The sequence below is a fragment of the Marinobacter sp. E2 genome (genome assembly GCF_055755345.1).
This window is the reverse complement of sequence record NZ_CM146911.1, coordinates 3,278,399-3,294,570: the sequence shown is the minus strand read 5'-3', so window position 1 is coordinate 3,294,570 and position 16,172 is coordinate 3,278,399. Positions and strand designations below refer to the sequence as shown.

Genomic DNA, 16,172 nt, shown 5'->3' with positions numbered 1-16,172 from the left:
CGTACAACTGGCGGGGCTTGTAGCCGCCAGGGCGCGGGTTGGCAAAGTTGCCGGTTTCCGGCCACAATCCCCTGCAAGCACATAACGGTTTGAAATCAGAGGTCACCATGTCGACATCCTGCAACATTCCCGGCCTGAAGGTTCCCCGCAGCCGATTCCCGGACCCGGAGAAGGATTTGCCCGCCGTCGCTGGCGAGCAGCGGGTGGTATTGGCCGGCGGTTGTTTCTGGTGCGTCGAGGCCGTGTTCCTGGCCATTGACGGCGTCACCCGTGTTCAGTCCGGCTATGCCGGAGGCCATGCCAGTTCCGCCAACTACGAGGCGGTGTGCAGCGGCACCACCGGCCACGCCGAGGTGGTCGAAGTGCACTACGACCCGGCCAGGGTAAGTTTCGGTGAACTGCTGAAAGTGTTCTTCTCCGTTGCCCACGACCCCACGCAGCTGAACCGCCAGGGCAATGATCGCGGCACCCAGTATCGATCCGCCGTGTTTTTTGAAACCGCCGAGCAGCGCGAGGTGGTCGAAGCTTACATCCGCCAACTGGAGGAGGCCGGCGTGTATCCGGATCCGATCGTTACCACGCTGGAGCCGCTGGAGGCGTTCTACCCGGCCGAGGAGTACCACCAGAACTTCGCCGCCCGCAATCCCTATCAGCCCTACATCATGGCGGTGGCGGCCCCGAAAATGGAAAAGCTGGTGGACCGGTTTGGTGACAAACTGAAGCCGGAATACACCGACACAGACAGCACCGCCTGAGGAGATAGATGATGGCCGTTTCTGCATCTGGTTATGACCTGACGCCCCTGACCCCGGCGCAGGTTGAGGAGAAGGCCGCCGACCTGACCGCCGAGGAGCGGCGTGTCCTGCTGGACCACGGCACCGAGCATCCGTTCTGCGGCACTCTGCTGGACAACAAGAAAGCCGGCGTGTACCACTGCCGGCTGTGCGATCTGCCGCTGTTCAGCTCGGACTCAAAGTTCGATTCGGGTACTGGCTGGCCCAGCTTCTTCCAGCCCTTCGACCCGGAACACATTCGGTATCTCGAGGATACCAGCCTCGGTATGACCCGGACCGAAATACGTTGCCCGCGCTGCGACAGTCACCTAGGGCACGTGTTCCCGGATGGGCCGCCGCCGACCGGGCAACGCTACTGCCTGAACTCGGTTGCCATGGTGTTCGAGGAAAACAGTTAACAAAAAAGGGCCTCTGGGCCCTTTTTCTCTGGTCCAGCGCGCTGGTCAGTTACCGCGGGTTGCCGCCACCACGTAATCGGCCACCGCCTGAATCTGTTCGTCGGAGAGCGACTCACCGAAGGCGGGCATGATGCCAACGCCACCGGTCACCGCATTGATCACCTGTTCCCTGGAAGGCTTGAGTTGGTCCAGGTCCGGGCCGATGGCGCCGGAGGAGCCTGCGTCGGCCAGGGCGTGGCAAACCGTGCATGAGGGTTGCGCTTCCCGGGTGAAGACTTGTTTTCCCTGCTCGGTGTCGCTGGCCATTGCCATGGACGACAGCCCGATCAGGGACGATGCAAACAGTACCGCCGTTATTCTCATGTTGTGATGTTCCGAAAAGCGGGGTCGCCGTTTCCGGCGGCGGCCCCGTGCCAGTCAACTGACAGCGACCGTGACTCCGTGGTCGCTCCAACCATTGTGGCCATAGCCACGCTCGTTATCGACCCGCCCCTCGGGCTGCACGTTGCCCTGGGCATCGGTCGCGCGGCTAACGATTCGGTACTCACCGGCGGAGAGGTCCGTTGCGAGAACAAACGGTCGCCAGGCGTAGGCTCCGAGATCTGGCCCCAGGAATCGTGCCTGCTTCCAGGTTTTGCCGCCGTCCACTGACACCTCCACCTTGTCGAGGGGCACGGTGCCGCCAAACGCCACGCCGTAGATCATATTGCGACCGGCGCGACCGGTTTCCAGCGGCGAGGTTACCCAGGACTTGACGTTCATTTCCCACATTGAGGGCTGGTCCGGAGCGCCTTTGACCCCGACATCGCGAATACGGTAACCGGACGCCTGGATCTTGGCATCGGTCTGGTTTTCAGTGAGGGCGAGGTTTTTGACGTACTTGACGTTATTCACGCCATAGTAACCGGGTACCACCAGGCGCAGGGGACCGCCATGGGTGTGGGTCAGCGGTTCGTCGTTCATCTCCCAGGCCAGCAGGGCGGCCTCCATGGCTCTGGTGGGTATCGAACGCTCAACCACGATGGTTTTGGGATCCACTCCGTCGGGCAGGCTTTCACCACCGGTGGCGGTGATGTAGCGGGCGCCTTCAACCGTTCCACCCAACGCCTCCACAACCTCTTTCAGCGGTACGCCTGTCCACATCACGCACCCGGCCGCACCCACCGACCATTGGGTGCCACCGGCACCGTGTGGAAAGAAGGCGCGGCCATTACCGGAGCACTGGAGCACCGAGGCAACGGTGGTCACGCCCATCGCCTTCAGATCCCCCACGGTGAGAGTGCGAGGATTCCTGACACCCTCAATCCGTACCTCCCAGACATCCGGGTTTTCAGTTACCGAGGCCGGTGGGGCGGGCAGGTTGTTGCGAACAAACAGGCGGTCGCTGGCGGTAATGACGCCGTTGCCGATAGCACCCCGCTGGGTTTCCATGGTGTTGGCGCTGTGAATAATCAGCGCGTTGCGTTCTTTCCACGCCGCATAATCGGGCAGAGACTTGGGTTCGTCGGCTCTGGCAAGGGGCGTGAGACCAATCAGGCTCACAGCGGCCATGGCGCCGGCGCTGCCGAGCAGTATGCTTCGTCGCGAGGGATTCTGAAGGCCGGGGTCGTTCGGGCCCCGCAGCAGGGCTGTTTCCAGTTTCATGATCCGTCTCCTTATAGGGGTTGTGATCAGACGGGGACCTGCCTTCGAAGCGAAAGCAGGTTATAACTATATTCTTATAGGTGGTGTTTAAAAATTGATCAATACTTTTTGGTCGTTATCAAACCGGCGCCCCAGTCGCTATAATCCGGCTCACCCTGAAACCCCGACAAATACTCGCCTTCCGATCCACGAGAAGGATACAAGGAGCCGGAATGATCCGACTGAATCTGAGCCCGCTGACCGAATCAGCGACCTTGCTTCGGCGCGCGGGCGTGGTGCTGGGCAGTGTCGGGCTGACGGCTATCTACTCGCTGCTGATCCTGCTGCGGGCGCTGTTTGGCCAGCTCAACCGGCCTATCGTGGACAAGTACTGTCGGGAGTGGTCGGCGGCGCTGTTACGACTGGTGCGGGCCAGCCTCACGGTAAGGGGCGAGGTGCCGGATTTCGGCGATGGGCGGCGTTACATCATCATGTGTACCCACGCGAGCCATTACGATATCCCGGTCAGTTTCGTATCCCTGCCAGGATCCATTCGCATGCTGGCAAAAAAGGAACTGTTCAGCATTCCCCTGCTGGGCCAGGCTATGCGGGCGGCTGAATTTCCGTCGGTGGATCGTTCCAACCGAACCCGGGCGGTGCGGGACCTGGCCAGGGCCCGGGAAATGATGGAAAGCGGTATTGTGCTCTGGGCGGCACCCGAGGGGACCCGCTCACCGGATGGCAAGTTGCTGCCGTTCAAGAAAGGCTGTTTTCACCTGGCCCTGGACACCCAGGCGGTCATCGTTCCAGTGGCGGTGCGCGGGATTCACCGGGTGTTGCCCGCACGCACCTGGAAAATCAACCTGGGCCAGCCGGTGGATGTGCGGGTGGGCGCCCCGCTGGATACCACCGGCAAGACCAAGGAAGACCTCGACGAGGTGATGGCCGAGGTCCGGGAGCGTTTAACCGGTCTTCTCGGTGACGGCGAGGCCGAATAAGGCTCGCTATGCGGGCTCAGGCCGTGCCCGCCGCCACCACCGTTGACAGCAGGTAACCCGTGTAGGCCACGTACACCAGCACCAGAATGCCGCCATCAAGCCGGCTGATCAGCTTGCGGGCGCCGGTCAGGCCAAATCCCATCAGCAGCAGGCCAACGGTGAGCGCCAGCATGAGATTCCAGTCCCGGTAGAGCACGGCCGGATCGACCGCCAGGGGCTCGATGGCTGCGGCCAGGCCTACCACCGCCAGGGTGTTGAAAATACCAGAGCCGAGGATGTTACCGAGGATCAGGTCGTGTTCGTTCTTCTTGACCGCCGCCAGTGCCGAGGCCAGCTCTGGAAGTGATGTGCCTATGGCTACGATGGTCAGGCCAATCACCAGGTCACTGACCCCGAGGCTCTGGGCAATGGTGACGGCGCCCCATACCAGCATCCGGGAACTGACAATCAGCAGGACCAGCCCCACCGCCAGCCAGATCAGGGCGGTTTTCAGTGGCATCGGGTGGGCGATGATTTCGGCGTCGGTCTCGCTGGCCAGCGGGTCAGCCTTGCCTTTCATGCCCTGGTAGATGGACCATCCCATCACGGCGGCGAACACTGCCAGCAGTATCCAGCCGTCCAGCCGTGACAGTTCGCCGTCAAGCAGCTGGGCACCGGCAATGAGTGTAAGCACCACCAACAGGGGCAGTTCCTTGCGGATCACCTGGGAATGCACCGCAATCGGCGCAATCACGGCGGTCAGGCCGACAATCAACGCAATGTTGGTGATGTTGGAACCGTAGCCGTTGCCGAGCGCCAGGCCAGGGTTGCCGTCAGCCGCCGCCATGGCCGATACCGCCAGTTCCGGCGCCGAGGTGCCAAAACCGATGATCACCATGCCAATCAGCAGGGTCGGCATGCCCAGGTGTTTGGCGGTGGCCGCCGCCCCTTCCACAAACTTGTCGGCACTCCAGACCAGGAGTACCAGGCCGGCGATGATTGCGCCAAATGCCATCAGCATAGAAAAACCTCAGTTGATGAAACGTCCGAGCATGAACACACCGGCGTAGCCGAGGGTGTAGGCCGCCAGAAGGTGTGCAAGATACCGCATGTAGGCTGCAAAGGTCAGCCCCGGGATCTTGCTCATGGCCACGATACCGGCCGCAGAACCGATTACCAGCAGCGATCCGCCGACACCCACCGCATAGGTCAGTCCCATCCACTCACCCGGACTCATATCAATGCCCGCCTTGAGCAGGGCAGCGGTCAAAGGCACGTTGTCGATCACCGCTGAGAAAATCCCCATCAGATAATTCGCGTACAGCGGTGGCAATACGTCGTAGATAGCCACCAGCGAATCCAGCGCGTGAATTTCCTTGAGCATGCCCACCAGCAGCAGGATGCCTAGGAAGAACAGCAGGGTTTCGAACTCGATAATACGGATGTACTCGAGAATCGGGTCCAGATCGGAATCGTCGCTCAGGAAACGGGATACCAGGAACATCACCGACAGGCCAAAGAGGAAGGTCAGCACCGGTGGAACCGCAAACAGGGCATTTCCGGCAATGGTGCACAGGATTGTTAACAAAAACAGGCCGCCGATGATGGCGTCGACCGGTCGCACCGGGTTGGTGGTTGAACGCAGGGTGATGGTGCCTGTCAGGCCCCGGGACAGGAACAGGGCGAGCACGAAAACGGTGATCGACGCGGGAATGGCGAGGGTGAGCAACGTCAGTATTTCCACCTTGTCCGCGAGGAAAATCATCAATGTGGTGACGTCGCCGGTGATCAGTGACACGCCGCCGGAGTTCACCGCAAAAACGACCAGGGTGACGAACTGGATGCGCTTTTTTAGCTCCAGATCCAGCGAAAGGATCAGCGAACATGAGACTAAAGTGGCGGTGATATTGTCTGCAAGAGAGGAGAAAATGAAGCAGAACAGTCCGGTCAGGAACAGCAGTCGCCGTTCGCTCACCTGTTTCGGCATGATCAGGTAGATCACGTTTTCGATCATTCCCTTCTTGTTCAGGTAGGCGACAAAGGTCATGGCAGCCACCAGGAACAGCCACAGCCCAGCAATTTCGGCAATGCTCTCGGACAGCCCGGCGGAAATGGCCGAGGTTTCCGCCGCGTTATCGCTGAACAGAAACAGCAGCATCCAGCTCAGGGTGCCGAAGAATAACGTTACCTTGGCCTTGTTGATGTGGATGGCTTCTTCAAAAATGACGCCGAGCAGCGCCAGCACCGCCAGAACAATCAGGCTTACTTCAAGGGCAGACATGAACGAAGGTCCTGTCGAGGTTGATGACAAATCGGTTTCAGGAGGGGCAGTCGCCGCCGACCGCGCACCCACGGAGGCGGATTCTAGAGCGTTGGCCCGTCGCAAACCACTGTTTGCAGGTGCATCTATTCACCATCGAGCACCGTTGGCAGCCAGATACCGGCGCATCGATTGACATTCGCATTTTATTATCCCCGCAAAAATCGGGATAATTGCGCCCACATTCAGACCGGAAGCAGACGGCGGCGTCGTTTACCTCGCGCCCGACCGGCTTCCGACAGGTCTCCTTGCTGATCGTGGGGGGATAAAAAGCTTCAACACTAGCTAGGGTGAAAAGCAATGGCCGTTAGACAGGCAGATGTAGTGCTGGTCGGCGGTGGCGTCATGAGCGCCACTCTCGGCATGATGCTCAGGCAACTGGACCCGTCCCTGGACATCGTCATGGTGGAGCGTCTCGACCACGTGGCCCATGAGAGCACCGACGGATGGAACAACGCAGGTACCGGCCACGCCGGCTACTGTGAACTCAACTACACACCCGAGACCGACGATGGCGATGTGGCCATCGAGCGGGCCCTGCAGATCAACGCCCAGTTCGAGGTATCGCTACAGCTCTGGTCGTACCTTGTGGAGCAGGGCATTCTTCCGGAGCCTTCCGCGTTTATCAACCGCACCCCGCACCAGAGCTTTGTCTGGGGTGAAAAGGACGTGGCATTCCTGAAGCGTCGCCACGAGCGGCTCAGCGCCCATCACCTGTTCAGGGATATGGAGTACACCGAGTCGCCGACCGATCTGGAAGAGTGGATGCCGCTGGTCGTCAATAACCGGGATCCCATGCAACCGGTAGCGGCCACCCGGATCAAGCACGGCTCGGATGTGGATTTCGGCTCCCTGACCCGCAGTATGGTCAGCTGGCTGGAAACCCAGCCCAACTTCGAACTCATGCTGAGCTCTCCCGTGCACTACATTGACCAGCGTGACAATGGCCGCTGGAAGGTGCGTGTACGAAACCAGAAAACCGGCGAACTGACCAAGCTGGAAGCCGGGTTTGTGTTCCTGGGCGCCGGTGGTGGCGCGTTGCCGCTGCTGCAGAAGTCCGGTATTGCAGAAGCCCGCGGCTATGGCGGTTTCCCGGTCAGTGGCCAGTGGCTGGTGTGCGGCAAGCCCGACATCGTTGAGCAGCACAACTCCAAGGTCTACGGCAAGGCGCCCATCGGGGCGCCGCCCATGTCGGTGCCGCACCTGGACACCCGGATCATCAACGGCGAGCCGGCGCTTCTGTTCGGACCGTTTGCCGGCTTTACCACCCGCTTCCTCAAGCAGGGCTCCATCTTTGATCTGTTCGGTTCGGTAAAGTCCAACAACCTCAAGCCCATGCTGTCGGTGAGCAAGAGCAACATGGACCTGACCCGCTATCTGATCGGCGAGGTGTTCCAGTCCCACAGCGACCGGGTAGCCGCCCTCCGCAACTTCTTCCCGGATGCCCGGGAGGAAGACTGGCAGCTGCGGATGGCCGGCCAGCGGGTGCAAATCATCAAGCAGGTGCCCGGCGGTGGCGGTAAGCTTGAATTCGGTACCGAGATTGTGGCCGCCAGTGACGGCACACTCGCCGCCCTGCTGGGCGCGTCGCCCGGAGCCTCTACCGCCGCCAACGCCATGATCAACGTGATCGAGCGCTGCTTCCCGGAGAAAATCAGGACACCGGAGTGGCAGGCGCGCATGAAGGAACTGGTTCCGTCTTATGGTCAGTCCCTGGTGGATGACGAGGCTCTGCTGACCAAAGTGCGGGAACGGACCCTGTCGACCCTTCAGTTGGGCTGATATTCCGAATCGATCTAAAGCAGGCTAAAGCACTGTGATTGCTGGGCTCAGTCCCTGCAATCTCAGTGCTTTTGTCGTTTTATGGGGCGCCTGGAATTTGCGATTTCGCGAGGGCTACTTAGGGTTATAAGGTAACCCTAGGAAAGGAGAGAGCCTGTGACTGAGCAAAAATACAATCCTGAAAAGGGGTATGTGGCACTTCTGGGCTGGAGCCTGAACGCGGTTGAAGCGGCCGACAAGTTTGATCGCCGCTACGTGGTAGTGGCCCCGGACTGGGCAGAGGCCTACTGCAAGGAGCACGATATACCCTACGTGCCCTGGAACTTTGAGCGCCTGAACGACCGCTCGTTCGAGATCGCCCAGACCCTCAAGGACATGGGCGTGAACGTGGCCATTCCCCTGTTTGAGGAAACCGTGGAGTGGGCCGGCGCCATCAACTCGGTATTGCTGGACCAGCCAAAGCTGTTCGGCCAGTCCATGCTGCTGCGGGACAAGGCGTTGATGAAGCGCCGTGCTCAGCTTGGCGGTATCCGGGTGGGTATTTTCGAGGAGGCCCACGACCGGGATGATGTCATCCGCTTCCTAAAGCGCGTGAACCAGACCCTGTTGAAGCTGGACGGCGACCCGAACGATCCGATCCACCTGAAAGCCTTCGATAAGGCCGGCTGCCTGGGCCACCGGGTGATTCGCACGCCGGACGAAGTGGATACCATACCCGACGAGGAATTCCCGGTGCTCATGGAATCCCACCTGGACGGCTGGGAGTTTGCCGTCGAGGCCTGGATTCATAAAGGCAAGATCAAGTTCCTGAACATCTCCGAGTACGTCACCCTGGGCTATTCGGTGTTCGTGCCGGCGACGCCGGACCTGGAAAAATACCGCCCGCAGATTACCGCGGAGATCGAAAAGCTGATCAAGACCTTCGACATCGAATTCGGTCTGATCCACCCGGAGTACTTCGTCACCAGCGACGGCACCATGTACTTCGGCGAGGTGGCCTACCGGCCGCCGGGCTTCAAGGTGTTCGAACTTCTGGAGCGGGCCTATGGCTTCAACGCCTACCAGGGCATGATCCTGGCCTTCGACCCGAAAACCACAGAGGAGGAGATCAACGCCTTCTTCCCGAAAGAGGTCGAGGATGCCAAGGGCTATGCCGGTTGCTTCGGGGTGTATCCCCGCCGTCGGGTGGTCAGCCGTCTGGAGATGCCCGAGGAAACCGAAAACCACGAGTATTTCGAGTCCCACGAGCTGACACCGCCCATGGAGGAAACGGTGACCAAACGCACCGCCTTCGGCACCCATTGGGGGCTGGTGTATTTCTTTGGTGAGGACCCCTACGTGATGCGGGATCTGCTCAAACATCAGGAAGAGCTCGATTTCTATGTATAATCGGGGCACTGATTAACAAAAAGGGTTTGGTGCAGGCCCTGAGGAACCTCGTTTGAGCGAATACCAATCGGCCAGCCAGGCACCGGCAGTCAACCTCGACAAGCTGGTGCACAAACTGGATGAAGCCATCGCGGCTCTGGAGGAGAGCCGGTCGTTCGCCAAGGCCGGCAAGCTCCCCAAGCTGTTCGATATCGCCCGGCGCGTCCTGATGCAGCCGGGCGGCTGCGAGGCCGTTGAGGCGCGCGCCCGCCGCCTTGAGGAGGCGGGCGTGTTCCAGGGTACCGACTGGGCTGATCCATCCATTCTGCTGCCCTCCCTGACCCCCCACTCTTTGCAAAGCAAAGACGCCGACACGGTGGTGATTGAGGCGCTCAGCCAGCTCCGGCTCCTGTCGGTGGTGCAGGAGCATTACCTGCATCCGAGCGTGTCGGCAGAGCAGGCGCACCACTACCTGACGCAGGTCCTGGCGATCAATCTCGGTCTGCTGTTCGGCATGGGCGGCGAGGCCGAACGTGAACAGGGCAGGCTCGCGCAGATCAGCCAAAGCCTGTTGCAGTACGTGGCGGACCACATCGGCTACGAACACATCATCGACAGTCTGATAGAAGAGATCTGGCGCATCCTGGAGCAGCGACCGATTCGCGTTTCTGATGTGGGGCGGATGATTACCCAGATTGCCATCTGCCGGGCCGATCCGGAGGCTGACCTGGGCAGCGCAGGGCGTGGTGCCGACCGCCTGATCTCCGCCCTGTACGGGCCGACCCGGGCGTGCAGCGAGGACCCGGGCATTCCGGTTTACCAGCAGCGGCTGGAATCCATGGATTCGGTGGCGCTGCAGAACGAGGCCACCGGCTTTGCCCGCTCCATGCACGATACCGGACTGGTATCCCCTTACCACGCGTGCTTTGTGCGTTACATCCTGGAGACCCAGGACAATCTGCTCAGCAGCTCCCTGGGTTTGTCCAGTACCGGCCGTGACTGCCTGCTGTGCTACCGCGAGCTGGTGTACACGCTGATTGAAGCCTCGGTGTTCCCGGAGACCGCCCAGGGCTTGTACGGGCTGGCACTGTTGCTTGAACGGGGCATTCTCTACCAGCCACCGGTGGCGCCTTCGCTCTGGCGCCAGATTCGCCTGAGCCTGTGCCCCGCCGCCCGGGACAGGCTTCAGATCGCCTATGGCTATGAGCCGCAGCCCTCGGCCTGGCTTATGCAGGGCGTTCTCAACATGCTGGGCCAGCCGCTGGGCGTCGGGCAAGGTAACAATCCCACCTGCCAATCGGCGCGGGCGCTGTCCATGTGGGCCTACAACGATCCCGATTACCTGCTGCAGATGGTGGCCTGGGCAGCTCGGGACAACGAGATTGTCATGCACTTCGAAGGGCAGCCGGTCTCATCGGCCCGAAGTGCCGGTGGCGTTGCCTCGGAGGTGACGCTCGACCTGGATCCGGTGTCACTTGTTGTGGTGCCGCATCTTGATCGCATCTATGCGGAGATGGGTCGCCTGTGTGCCGAGCGTGAGGGCGACCCCCACAAGTGGGTGAACCCGGAATTCCACGGCTGGTCCGCGGGGCGGGGCTTCGCCATCAATGTGGACGTGGCGACCGGCAATCTCACCGGCCTCGAGGAGTTCATCCGGCATTTCTATGCCAGCTACCATCCCTACTACAACGGCAATCAGCCGCTGATCCATCCACAACCGGCGGGGATTGCGGTCACCGACAGCGCGGCCCGATTCATTGGCTGGCATGCCATTACCATCCTCCGGGCAGGGCTCGACCCCGAGGGCGAGATGCGGGTGTACTTCTTCAACCCGAACAACGACAGTGGCCAGAACTGGGGCGATGGCGTGGAAGTGAGCACCTCCGGCTACGGTGAGCGGTTTGGCGAATCCTCGTTGCCCTTTGAGCAATTCACCTCGCGTCTGTACATTTTCCACTACGATCCTCTGGAGCGCGGCGAGCTTGCGGAAGTGAACGATGACGAGCTGCAGCGCGTAACAGAAGGAGTGTACCGGAGCTGGGGCAAGGGCCGGGTGCCCGCCGATGCGCTCCAGGCGGAGCCGCCGCGGACTGACTAGGCCCGTCGCCGATTTGCCCGACCCATTCACTGAGCCCACCCATTCACCGAGCGAGAGGAAGGTCATGGCCAACGAGAACCGTCCGGCCCGTAACGGCGCCGAGCTGTTTGTGCGCGCGCTGGAAAACGAAGGTGTTCAATACGTGTTTGCGGTGCCCGGTGAGGAGAACCTGGCATTCCTGGAGGCTCTGAGGGAGTCCCGTATCGAACTGGTACTGAACCGCCACGAGCAGGCTGCAGGCTTCATGGCGGCGACCTACGGGCGTCTCACCGGTAAAGTTGGCGTCTGCCTGTCGACCCTGGGGCCTGGCGCCACCAACCTGGTCACCGCCGCCGCCTATGCCCAGCTGGGCGCCATGCCCATGATGATGATCTCCGGCCAGAAGCCTATCAAATCCTCCAAGCAGGGCCTGTTCCAGATCCTGGACGTGGTGGACCTGATGCGTCCGCTCACCAAGTACACCCGCCAGATCACCAACGCCAACACCATACCGGCGAAAGTGCGTGAAGCGTTCCGGCTGGCGTCCGAAGAACGCCCGGGCGCGGTGCATCTGGAGCTGCCCGAAGACATCGCAGACGAAGCGCCGGAACCGGATACCCACATCTTCAAACCCAGCGATGCCCGCCGGCCCACGGCCAGTCAGAAGAGCCTGGAGATGGCGTGCGACATGCTTCGCGAGGCACGGCACCCGCTGATCATGATTGGCGCCGGCGCCAACCGGAAGCGGGTGTCCCAGGCGTTGATTCACCTGGTGAACGTCACCGGTATTCCGTTCTTCACCACCCAGATGGGCAAGGGCGTTGTGGACGAGCGCCATCCGCGCTATCTGGGTAATGCCGCCCTGTCGGCGGGCGACTTCGTCCACTGCGCCATTGATCGCGCCGATCTGGTGATCAACGTGGGCCACGACGTGGTGGAAAAGCCGCCATTTTTCATGACCCCGGGCGGCAAGAAGGTGATCCACGTAAACTTCAGCGCTGCTGACGTAGACCCCGTGTATTTTCCTCAGCACGAGGTGGTGGGTGACATTGCCAACAGCGTGGAGTACATGGCCGAGAACTGTGGCCAGTGCGCCAACCATGACTTCAGCCAGCTCATGGAAGTGAAGCAGGCCGTGGACGCCCACCTGACCTCCATGGCTGGCGATGGCCGCTTCCCGGTGATTCCCCAGCGCATCGTGGCCGATGTGCGGCAGGTCATGCCGGATGACGGCATCATTACCCTCGACAACGGCATGTACAAGTTGTGGTTTGCCCGCAACTATCCGGCCTACGACAACAACACTGTGCTGCTGGACAATGCCCTGGCCTCCATGGGCGCCGGCTTACCCAGTGGCATGATGGCTTCCATGCTGTACCCCGATCTGAAGGTCATGGCCGTGTGCGGCGACGGCGGCTTCATGATGAACAGCCAGGAGCTGGAAACCGCGGTGCGCCTCGGGCTTAACCTGGTGGTGCTGATCATCAACGACAGCGCCTACGGCATGATCAAGTGGAAGCAGGGACAGGAGGGCTACGCGGACTTTGGCCTGGACTACCGCAACCCGGATTTTGTCACCTACGCCCAATCCTACGGCGCCACCGGCCACCGTATTACCCGCACCGAAGACTTGCGGCCCACTCTGGAGCAGGCCCTGGCCGCTGGCGGAGTGCACCTGGTGGACGTGCCGGTGGATTACAGCGAGAACCGGCGGGTATTTGACGAGGAGCTGGCGGAGCTGACCTGTCGATTGTAAGCCGTGTATGATGTCCACCGGACGAAAACCGGAGATGTCATTACCATGAGTCGTTTGTTTGCCAGAGTTCTGGCTGTTGCGTTTTCCCTGGCCCTGTTCGCAGGTTGCAGCAACCCGGAGACACCCCAGGAGGTGACGGCTGCTTTCTGGCAGGCAATGGCCGAAAATGATGCGGGCGACGTCGTGGAATACTCCACTCTGGCAGACGCCTCGGCATTCGACGGATACCAGCGCAGCTGGACTGACGCCGTTCCTTCCTATGGCCGCGTGGTTATTGACGACGACGAAGCCTCCATTGTCACCCGGGTACCCGCCGAATCCGGCGCTGCGGGTGAGCAACTTGAGATCGCCACCTATCTGGTTCGCGTTGATGGCCAATGGCTGGTGGATTATGGGCGCACCGGCGACGCCATTGTGAACCCCTCTCCGTTCAGCGGCATTCTGGGGGAGCTCAACCGGATCGGTGAAAAGCTCAGTGCCAGCTTCTCGTCATCCTCTGGCCAGCTTGAACGGGATATGGAGCAGCTCGCCCGGGACCTGCAGATCTATTCGCAGGAGATGTCGCAGCAAGCGGGAGAGGCCATGGCCGAGTTCAGTGAACAGCTGCAGGAGGCCATGCGGGATCTTGAGCAGTCGCTGGAGGAAGCTCTCGAAGATGACCGGCAAACCCCTGAACAGGATCGTGTCATCCTGGAGCAGGCAGCGCGTGATCTGGACCGGGGCGCCAATGACCTCAACGACCCCACTCTGGAATCTCTGGCCAATGCCAGTCGCACGGTGGCCGAAACCGGAGAACGGTTTGGCCGCCTCAGTGAAGACACCCTGAATCGTTACCGCGAGCAGTGGCAGCGCGACATCGCCGAGATGCGTAACGAGGCAGAGTCTTTTATGGCGCAGCTCAGGCCTTAACGGGCCTGCTCGGCGCCACGCAGCATGGCCTGCAGAAGCTCCTCGGCATCAAATTTGGTGAGGGCCTCATCGGCACCCACCTGATTGGCATAGCTCAGGCTCATCTCGCTGTTCAGGGAGGTATGCAGAATGATGTACGGCTGCTTGAGCGCGGTGTTGTCCCGCACATTGAAGGTGAGCTCATAGCCGTCCAGCCCTGGCATCTCGATGTCACTGACCAGGATATCCGTGGGCCGGCCCAGCTCATGATCTCGTAGCAGAATCTGCAGGGCATCGTCGCCATTCGAGGTAACGTGATAGGAGATGTCCTTGCTGTCGAGGACATCGGAGAGCTGCTTGCGGGCCACCTGGGAATCGTCCACCAGCAGAATGTTCAGTGATTTCAGGGTTTCGCTCTGTACATCAGTGAGCGTGACCTCGCCGGTCTCCAGGGATTCCGGGTAAACCTTCGCCAGCAGCAGCTCCACATCCAGCAACTGAATAATGTCGCCGTCCACATCGAGCAGACCGGTAATGAATGCCCGGTTGCCCAACGCCTTGGGCGGCGGCATGACCGACTTCCAGTTGGTTTCGATGATCTGCTGTACACCCCGCACCAGAAAGCCGATTTCCTGACGCTGGATGTCGGTGATGATAATCGAGGCTTTTTCCCGTTCTTCCCGGGTCAGCGCCGGATAGCCCACCGCCGCGGCCATATCGATGACCGGCACCGCAGAACCGCGAAAGGTGGCCGTGCCGATCACCGCGTGGTGACTGTGGGGCAGCTTGGTGAGCTTCATGAATGGCAGGATCTCCCGAATCTTCAGGGTACCGATGCCGAAGAGGCGCTCCCCGGAGAGACGGAAAAGAAGAAGCTTCTGGGACTGCTTCGCTTTGCTGGACATGGACAGATCCTTCCAAAAACACCGATCAGAAAATCAATAGACAGTGAATCATGATAGCAGCAAGAAACCGGCAGGAGCGGTAAATCATTTGTATCAATTGGTGATTGGATGAAATCGGTGTCAGCCGGGCAGGTTGGTGAGTACGAACCAGGCGGTACCGCCGGTCGTCAGGGCTGCAAACACGGCCAGTAGACCGTCCCGGGCGATGATGGCCAGGCCGAAGGCCACCAGCGCAAGCCCGCCGCCGTTGGCACTGAAGGGAATGATCTCCATCAGCGGCATGGCCGCCGCAACCAGCAGGCACAGCACCGCCATGACGTACTGCCCCGGCCCCCGCACCAGGAACACCAGGCGGGGCCTGGTCCAGCGGTCCAGAAACCGGGCAGGCTTCTCCAGCCAGTCCAGGCCCCTGTCCAACTTCTCCTGCTCCATGGACCGGTTGGCGAGCCGGGCCGGAATCCAGATCGTCTCCCGCTGGAACAGCAGCTGGCCGACGGTCAGCAGGACCATCAGGGCGAGCAGAGTGGGAACGCCCGGAATGTCGCCAATCAGCGGCGCCAGAGTAACCAGCCCCGCCACCAGTGCCAGTGGGCCGAATGAGCGCTCACCCACCACCGCCAGGATATCGCCCACCGACACCCGGCGCTGGCCGTCGGTGCCGTCGCGAAGCCGGTCCAGTAACTCCTTCAGGCTGTTCGGATCGTCCGGTTGGTTCATCGCACAAGCTTCTGGGTTTGAGTGAGGACGTGGCAAAACCTTACACAATCAGGGCGTAGTCTGCATGAACACAGGATGACGAGGGGGTTAGCTGTGATGCAGAACGAAAAAAGCCCCGGAAATCCGGGGCTTTTCTCTGGGAGTTTGGTGGAGACGGCGGGAATTGAACCCGCGTCCGCCAGTACTCAGCCTTGAGGTCTACATGCTTAGCGTCTCTCTATTGTTTTAAGTTCAAGCGACCCGAGAGTCAGGGTGCAAGAACCGAGCTCTTTGAATCTTAGCCATGTGTCAGTGAGCTCTGACACACGGAGCAGCCTATAAGCGATGACGTCCTGGGATGTTGCTACTGAGTTATAGGCGCCTCAGCCAGGACGACTGGAACGGCTTACGCCGCCAGTGCGTAGTTTTCGTCGTTTGCGACTATTTTAAAGCAGCTTTGGATTTACGAGATTCGCTGCCATCTCGACATGCACCCAAGGGTTCGCCACCGGCGTCGAAGCCATGTCGTCCCCTTACAGCTGAGTATATGTGTCCGGTTTGCCGGACTTCAAGGTTTCTTTGCGATTG

General features: G+C 60.7%; 14 protein-coding genes and 1 other RNA gene. 8 read left to right on the top strand and 7 right to left on the bottom strand.

Annotated elements, in window-relative coordinates:
* Positions 1–107: 107 nt before the first annotated feature.
* Together msrA and msrB are read left to right on the top strand one after the other, a co-directional pair.
* The gene (gene msrA, locus AC0J1C_RS15040) at positions 108–755 is read left to right on the top strand and encodes a peptide-methionine (S)-S-oxide reductase MsrA (protein WP_473044590.1); all 648 of its coding nucleotides are present in this window, start codon (positions 108–110) and stop codon (positions 753–755) included.
* An 11-nt stretch (positions 756–766) separates the two neighbouring features.
* Positions 767–1,192 carry a peptide-methionine (R)-S-oxide reductase MsrB gene (gene msrB / locus AC0J1C_RS15035; protein ID WP_473044589.1) on the top strand — a complete coding sequence of 142 codons (426 nt, stop codon included), beginning with the start codon at positions 767–769 and terminating at the stop codon, positions 1,190–1,192.
* Positions 1,193–1,237: 45 nt separating this feature from the next.
* On the opposite strand, the gene sorU is transcribed toward msrB, so the two are convergent.
* Both sorU and sorT read right to left on the bottom strand, forming a co-directional pair.
* A complete protein-coding gene (sorU, locus tag AC0J1C_RS15030) occupies positions 1,238–1,555 on the bottom strand; it encodes a SorU family sulfite dehydrogenase c-type cytochrome subunit (RefSeq protein WP_473044588.1) in 318 nt (105 codons plus the stop codon).
* A gap of 54 nt (positions 1,556–1,609) precedes the next feature.
* The gene (sorT, locus tag AC0J1C_RS15025) at positions 1,610–2,836 is read right to left on the bottom strand and encodes a SorT family sulfite dehydrogenase catalytic subunit (RefSeq protein WP_473044587.1); all 1,227 of its coding nucleotides are present in this window, start codon (positions 2,834–2,836) and stop codon (positions 1,610–1,612) included.
* A 212-nt stretch (positions 2,837–3,048) separates the two neighbouring features.
* Between sorT and AC0J1C_RS15020 the strand changes: the two genes are divergently transcribed.
* Entirely contained in the window at positions 3,049–3,813 is a 765-nt protein-coding gene (locus AC0J1C_RS15020) for a lysophospholipid acyltransferase family protein (protein WP_375192668.1), read from the top strand.
* A gap of 16 nt (positions 3,814–3,829) precedes the next feature.
* Here the strand turns inward: AC0J1C_RS15020 and AC0J1C_RS15015 are convergent, their stop codons facing one another.
* On the bottom strand, positions 3,830–4,813 hold the full coding sequence (locus AC0J1C_RS15015) for a calcium/sodium antiporter (RefSeq protein WP_473044586.1): 984 nt from the start codon (positions 4,811–4,813) through the stop codon (positions 3,830–3,832).
* A 9-nt stretch (positions 4,814–4,822) separates the two neighbouring features.
* On the bottom strand, positions 4,823–6,073 hold the full coding sequence (gene nhaD / locus AC0J1C_RS15010) for a sodium:proton antiporter NhaD (RefSeq protein ID WP_375192666.1): 1,251 nt from the start codon (positions 6,071–6,073) through the stop codon (positions 4,823–4,825).
* 339 nt (positions 6,074–6,412) lie between these two features.
* Here nhaD and mqo point away from each other — a divergent pair, with 339 nt between their 5' ends.
* From mqo to AC0J1C_RS14985, 5 genes are all read left to right on the top strand, one after another.
* Complete coding sequence (mqo, locus tag AC0J1C_RS15005; protein WP_473044585.1) at positions 6,413–7,894, top strand: malate dehydrogenase (quinone); 1,482 nt, start codon at positions 6,413–6,415, stop codon at positions 7,892–7,894.
* Between the two features lie 156 nt (positions 7,895–8,050).
* Complete coding sequence (locus AC0J1C_RS15000) at positions 8,051–9,283, top strand: ATP-grasp domain-containing protein (RefSeq protein WP_473044584.1); 1,233 nt, start codon at positions 8,051–8,053, stop codon at positions 9,281–9,283.
* A 52-nt stretch (positions 9,284–9,335) separates the two neighbouring features.
* A complete protein-coding gene (locus AC0J1C_RS14995; protein ID WP_473044583.1) occupies positions 9,336–11,360 on the top strand; it encodes a hypothetical protein in 2,025 nt (674 codons plus the stop codon).
* Between the two features lie 64 nt (positions 11,361–11,424).
* Entirely contained in the window at positions 11,425–13,095 is a 1,671-nt protein-coding gene (locus tag AC0J1C_RS14990) for an acetolactate synthase large subunit (protein WP_473044581.1), read from the top strand.
* Positions 13,096–13,140: 45 nt separating this feature from the next.
* Complete coding sequence (locus AC0J1C_RS14985) at positions 13,141–14,004, top strand: hypothetical protein (protein WP_473044578.1); 864 nt, start codon at positions 13,141–13,143, stop codon at positions 14,002–14,004.
* Here the strand turns inward: AC0J1C_RS14985 and AC0J1C_RS14980 are convergent.
* The 3 genes from AC0J1C_RS14980 to ssrA form a co-directional block, all read right to left on the bottom strand.
* Positions 14,001–14,888, bottom strand: a complete 888-nt coding sequence (locus AC0J1C_RS14980) for a chemotaxis protein (protein ID WP_091987943.1) — start codon at positions 14,886–14,888, stop codon at positions 14,001–14,003. The two genes, AC0J1C_RS14985 and AC0J1C_RS14980, sit on opposite strands and share 4 nt — an antisense overlap.
* 120 nt (positions 14,889–15,008) lie before the next feature.
* The gene (locus tag AC0J1C_RS14975) at positions 15,009–15,605 is read right to left on the bottom strand and encodes an exopolysaccharide biosynthesis protein (protein ID WP_473044576.1); all 597 of its coding nucleotides are present in this window, start codon (positions 15,603–15,605) and stop codon (positions 15,009–15,011) included.
* Between the two features lie 145 nt (positions 15,606–15,750).
* Positions 15,751–16,117, bottom strand: a transfer-messenger RNA (tmRNA) gene (ssrA, locus tag AC0J1C_RS14970).
* Positions 16,118–16,172 lie beyond the last annotated feature (55 nt).

Bases quoted from the DNA above. Each gene is read 5' to 3' on its own strand.
- sorT (WP_473044587.1), bottom strand. From the start codon at position 2,836: ATGAAACTGGAAACAGCCCTGCTGCGGGGCCCGAACGACCCCGGCCTT.
- AC0J1C_RS15015 (WP_473044586.1), bottom strand. From the start codon at position 4,813: ATGCTGATGGCATTTGGCGCAATCATCGCCGGCCTGGTACTCCTGGTC.
- sorU (WP_473044588.1), bottom strand. From the start codon at position 1,555: ATGAGAATAACGGCGGTACTGTTTGCATCGTCCCTGATCGGGCTGTCG.
- AC0J1C_RS14990 (WP_473044581.1), top strand. From the start codon at position 11,425: ATGGCCAACGAGAACCGTCCGGCCCGTAACGGCGCCGAGCTGTTTGTG.
- AC0J1C_RS14975 (WP_473044576.1), bottom strand. From the start codon at position 15,605: ATGAACCAACCGGACGATCCGAACAGCCTGAAGGAGTTACTGGACCGG.
- msrB (WP_473044589.1), top strand. From the start codon at position 767: ATGGCCGTTTCTGCATCTGGTTATGACCTGACGCCCCTGACCCCGGCG.
- nhaD (WP_375192666.1), bottom strand. From the start codon at position 6,073: ATGTCTGCCCTTGAAGTAAGCCTGATTGTTCTGGCGGTGCTGGCGCTG.
- AC0J1C_RS14985 (WP_473044578.1), top strand. From the start codon at position 13,141: ATGAGTCGTTTGTTTGCCAGAGTTCTGGCTGTTGCGTTTTCCCTGGCC.
- AC0J1C_RS15020 (WP_375192668.1), top strand. From the start codon at position 3,049: ATGATCCGACTGAATCTGAGCCCGCTGACCGAATCAGCGACCTTGCTT.
- msrA (WP_473044590.1), top strand. From the start codon at position 108: ATGTCGACATCCTGCAACATTCCCGGCCTGAAGGTTCCCCGCAGCCGA.
- mqo (WP_473044585.1), top strand. From the start codon at position 6,413: ATGGCCGTTAGACAGGCAGATGTAGTGCTGGTCGGCGGTGGCGTCATG.
- AC0J1C_RS14980 (WP_091987943.1), bottom strand. From the start codon at position 14,888: ATGTCCAGCAAAGCGAAGCAGTCCCAGAAGCTTCTTCTTTTCCGTCTC.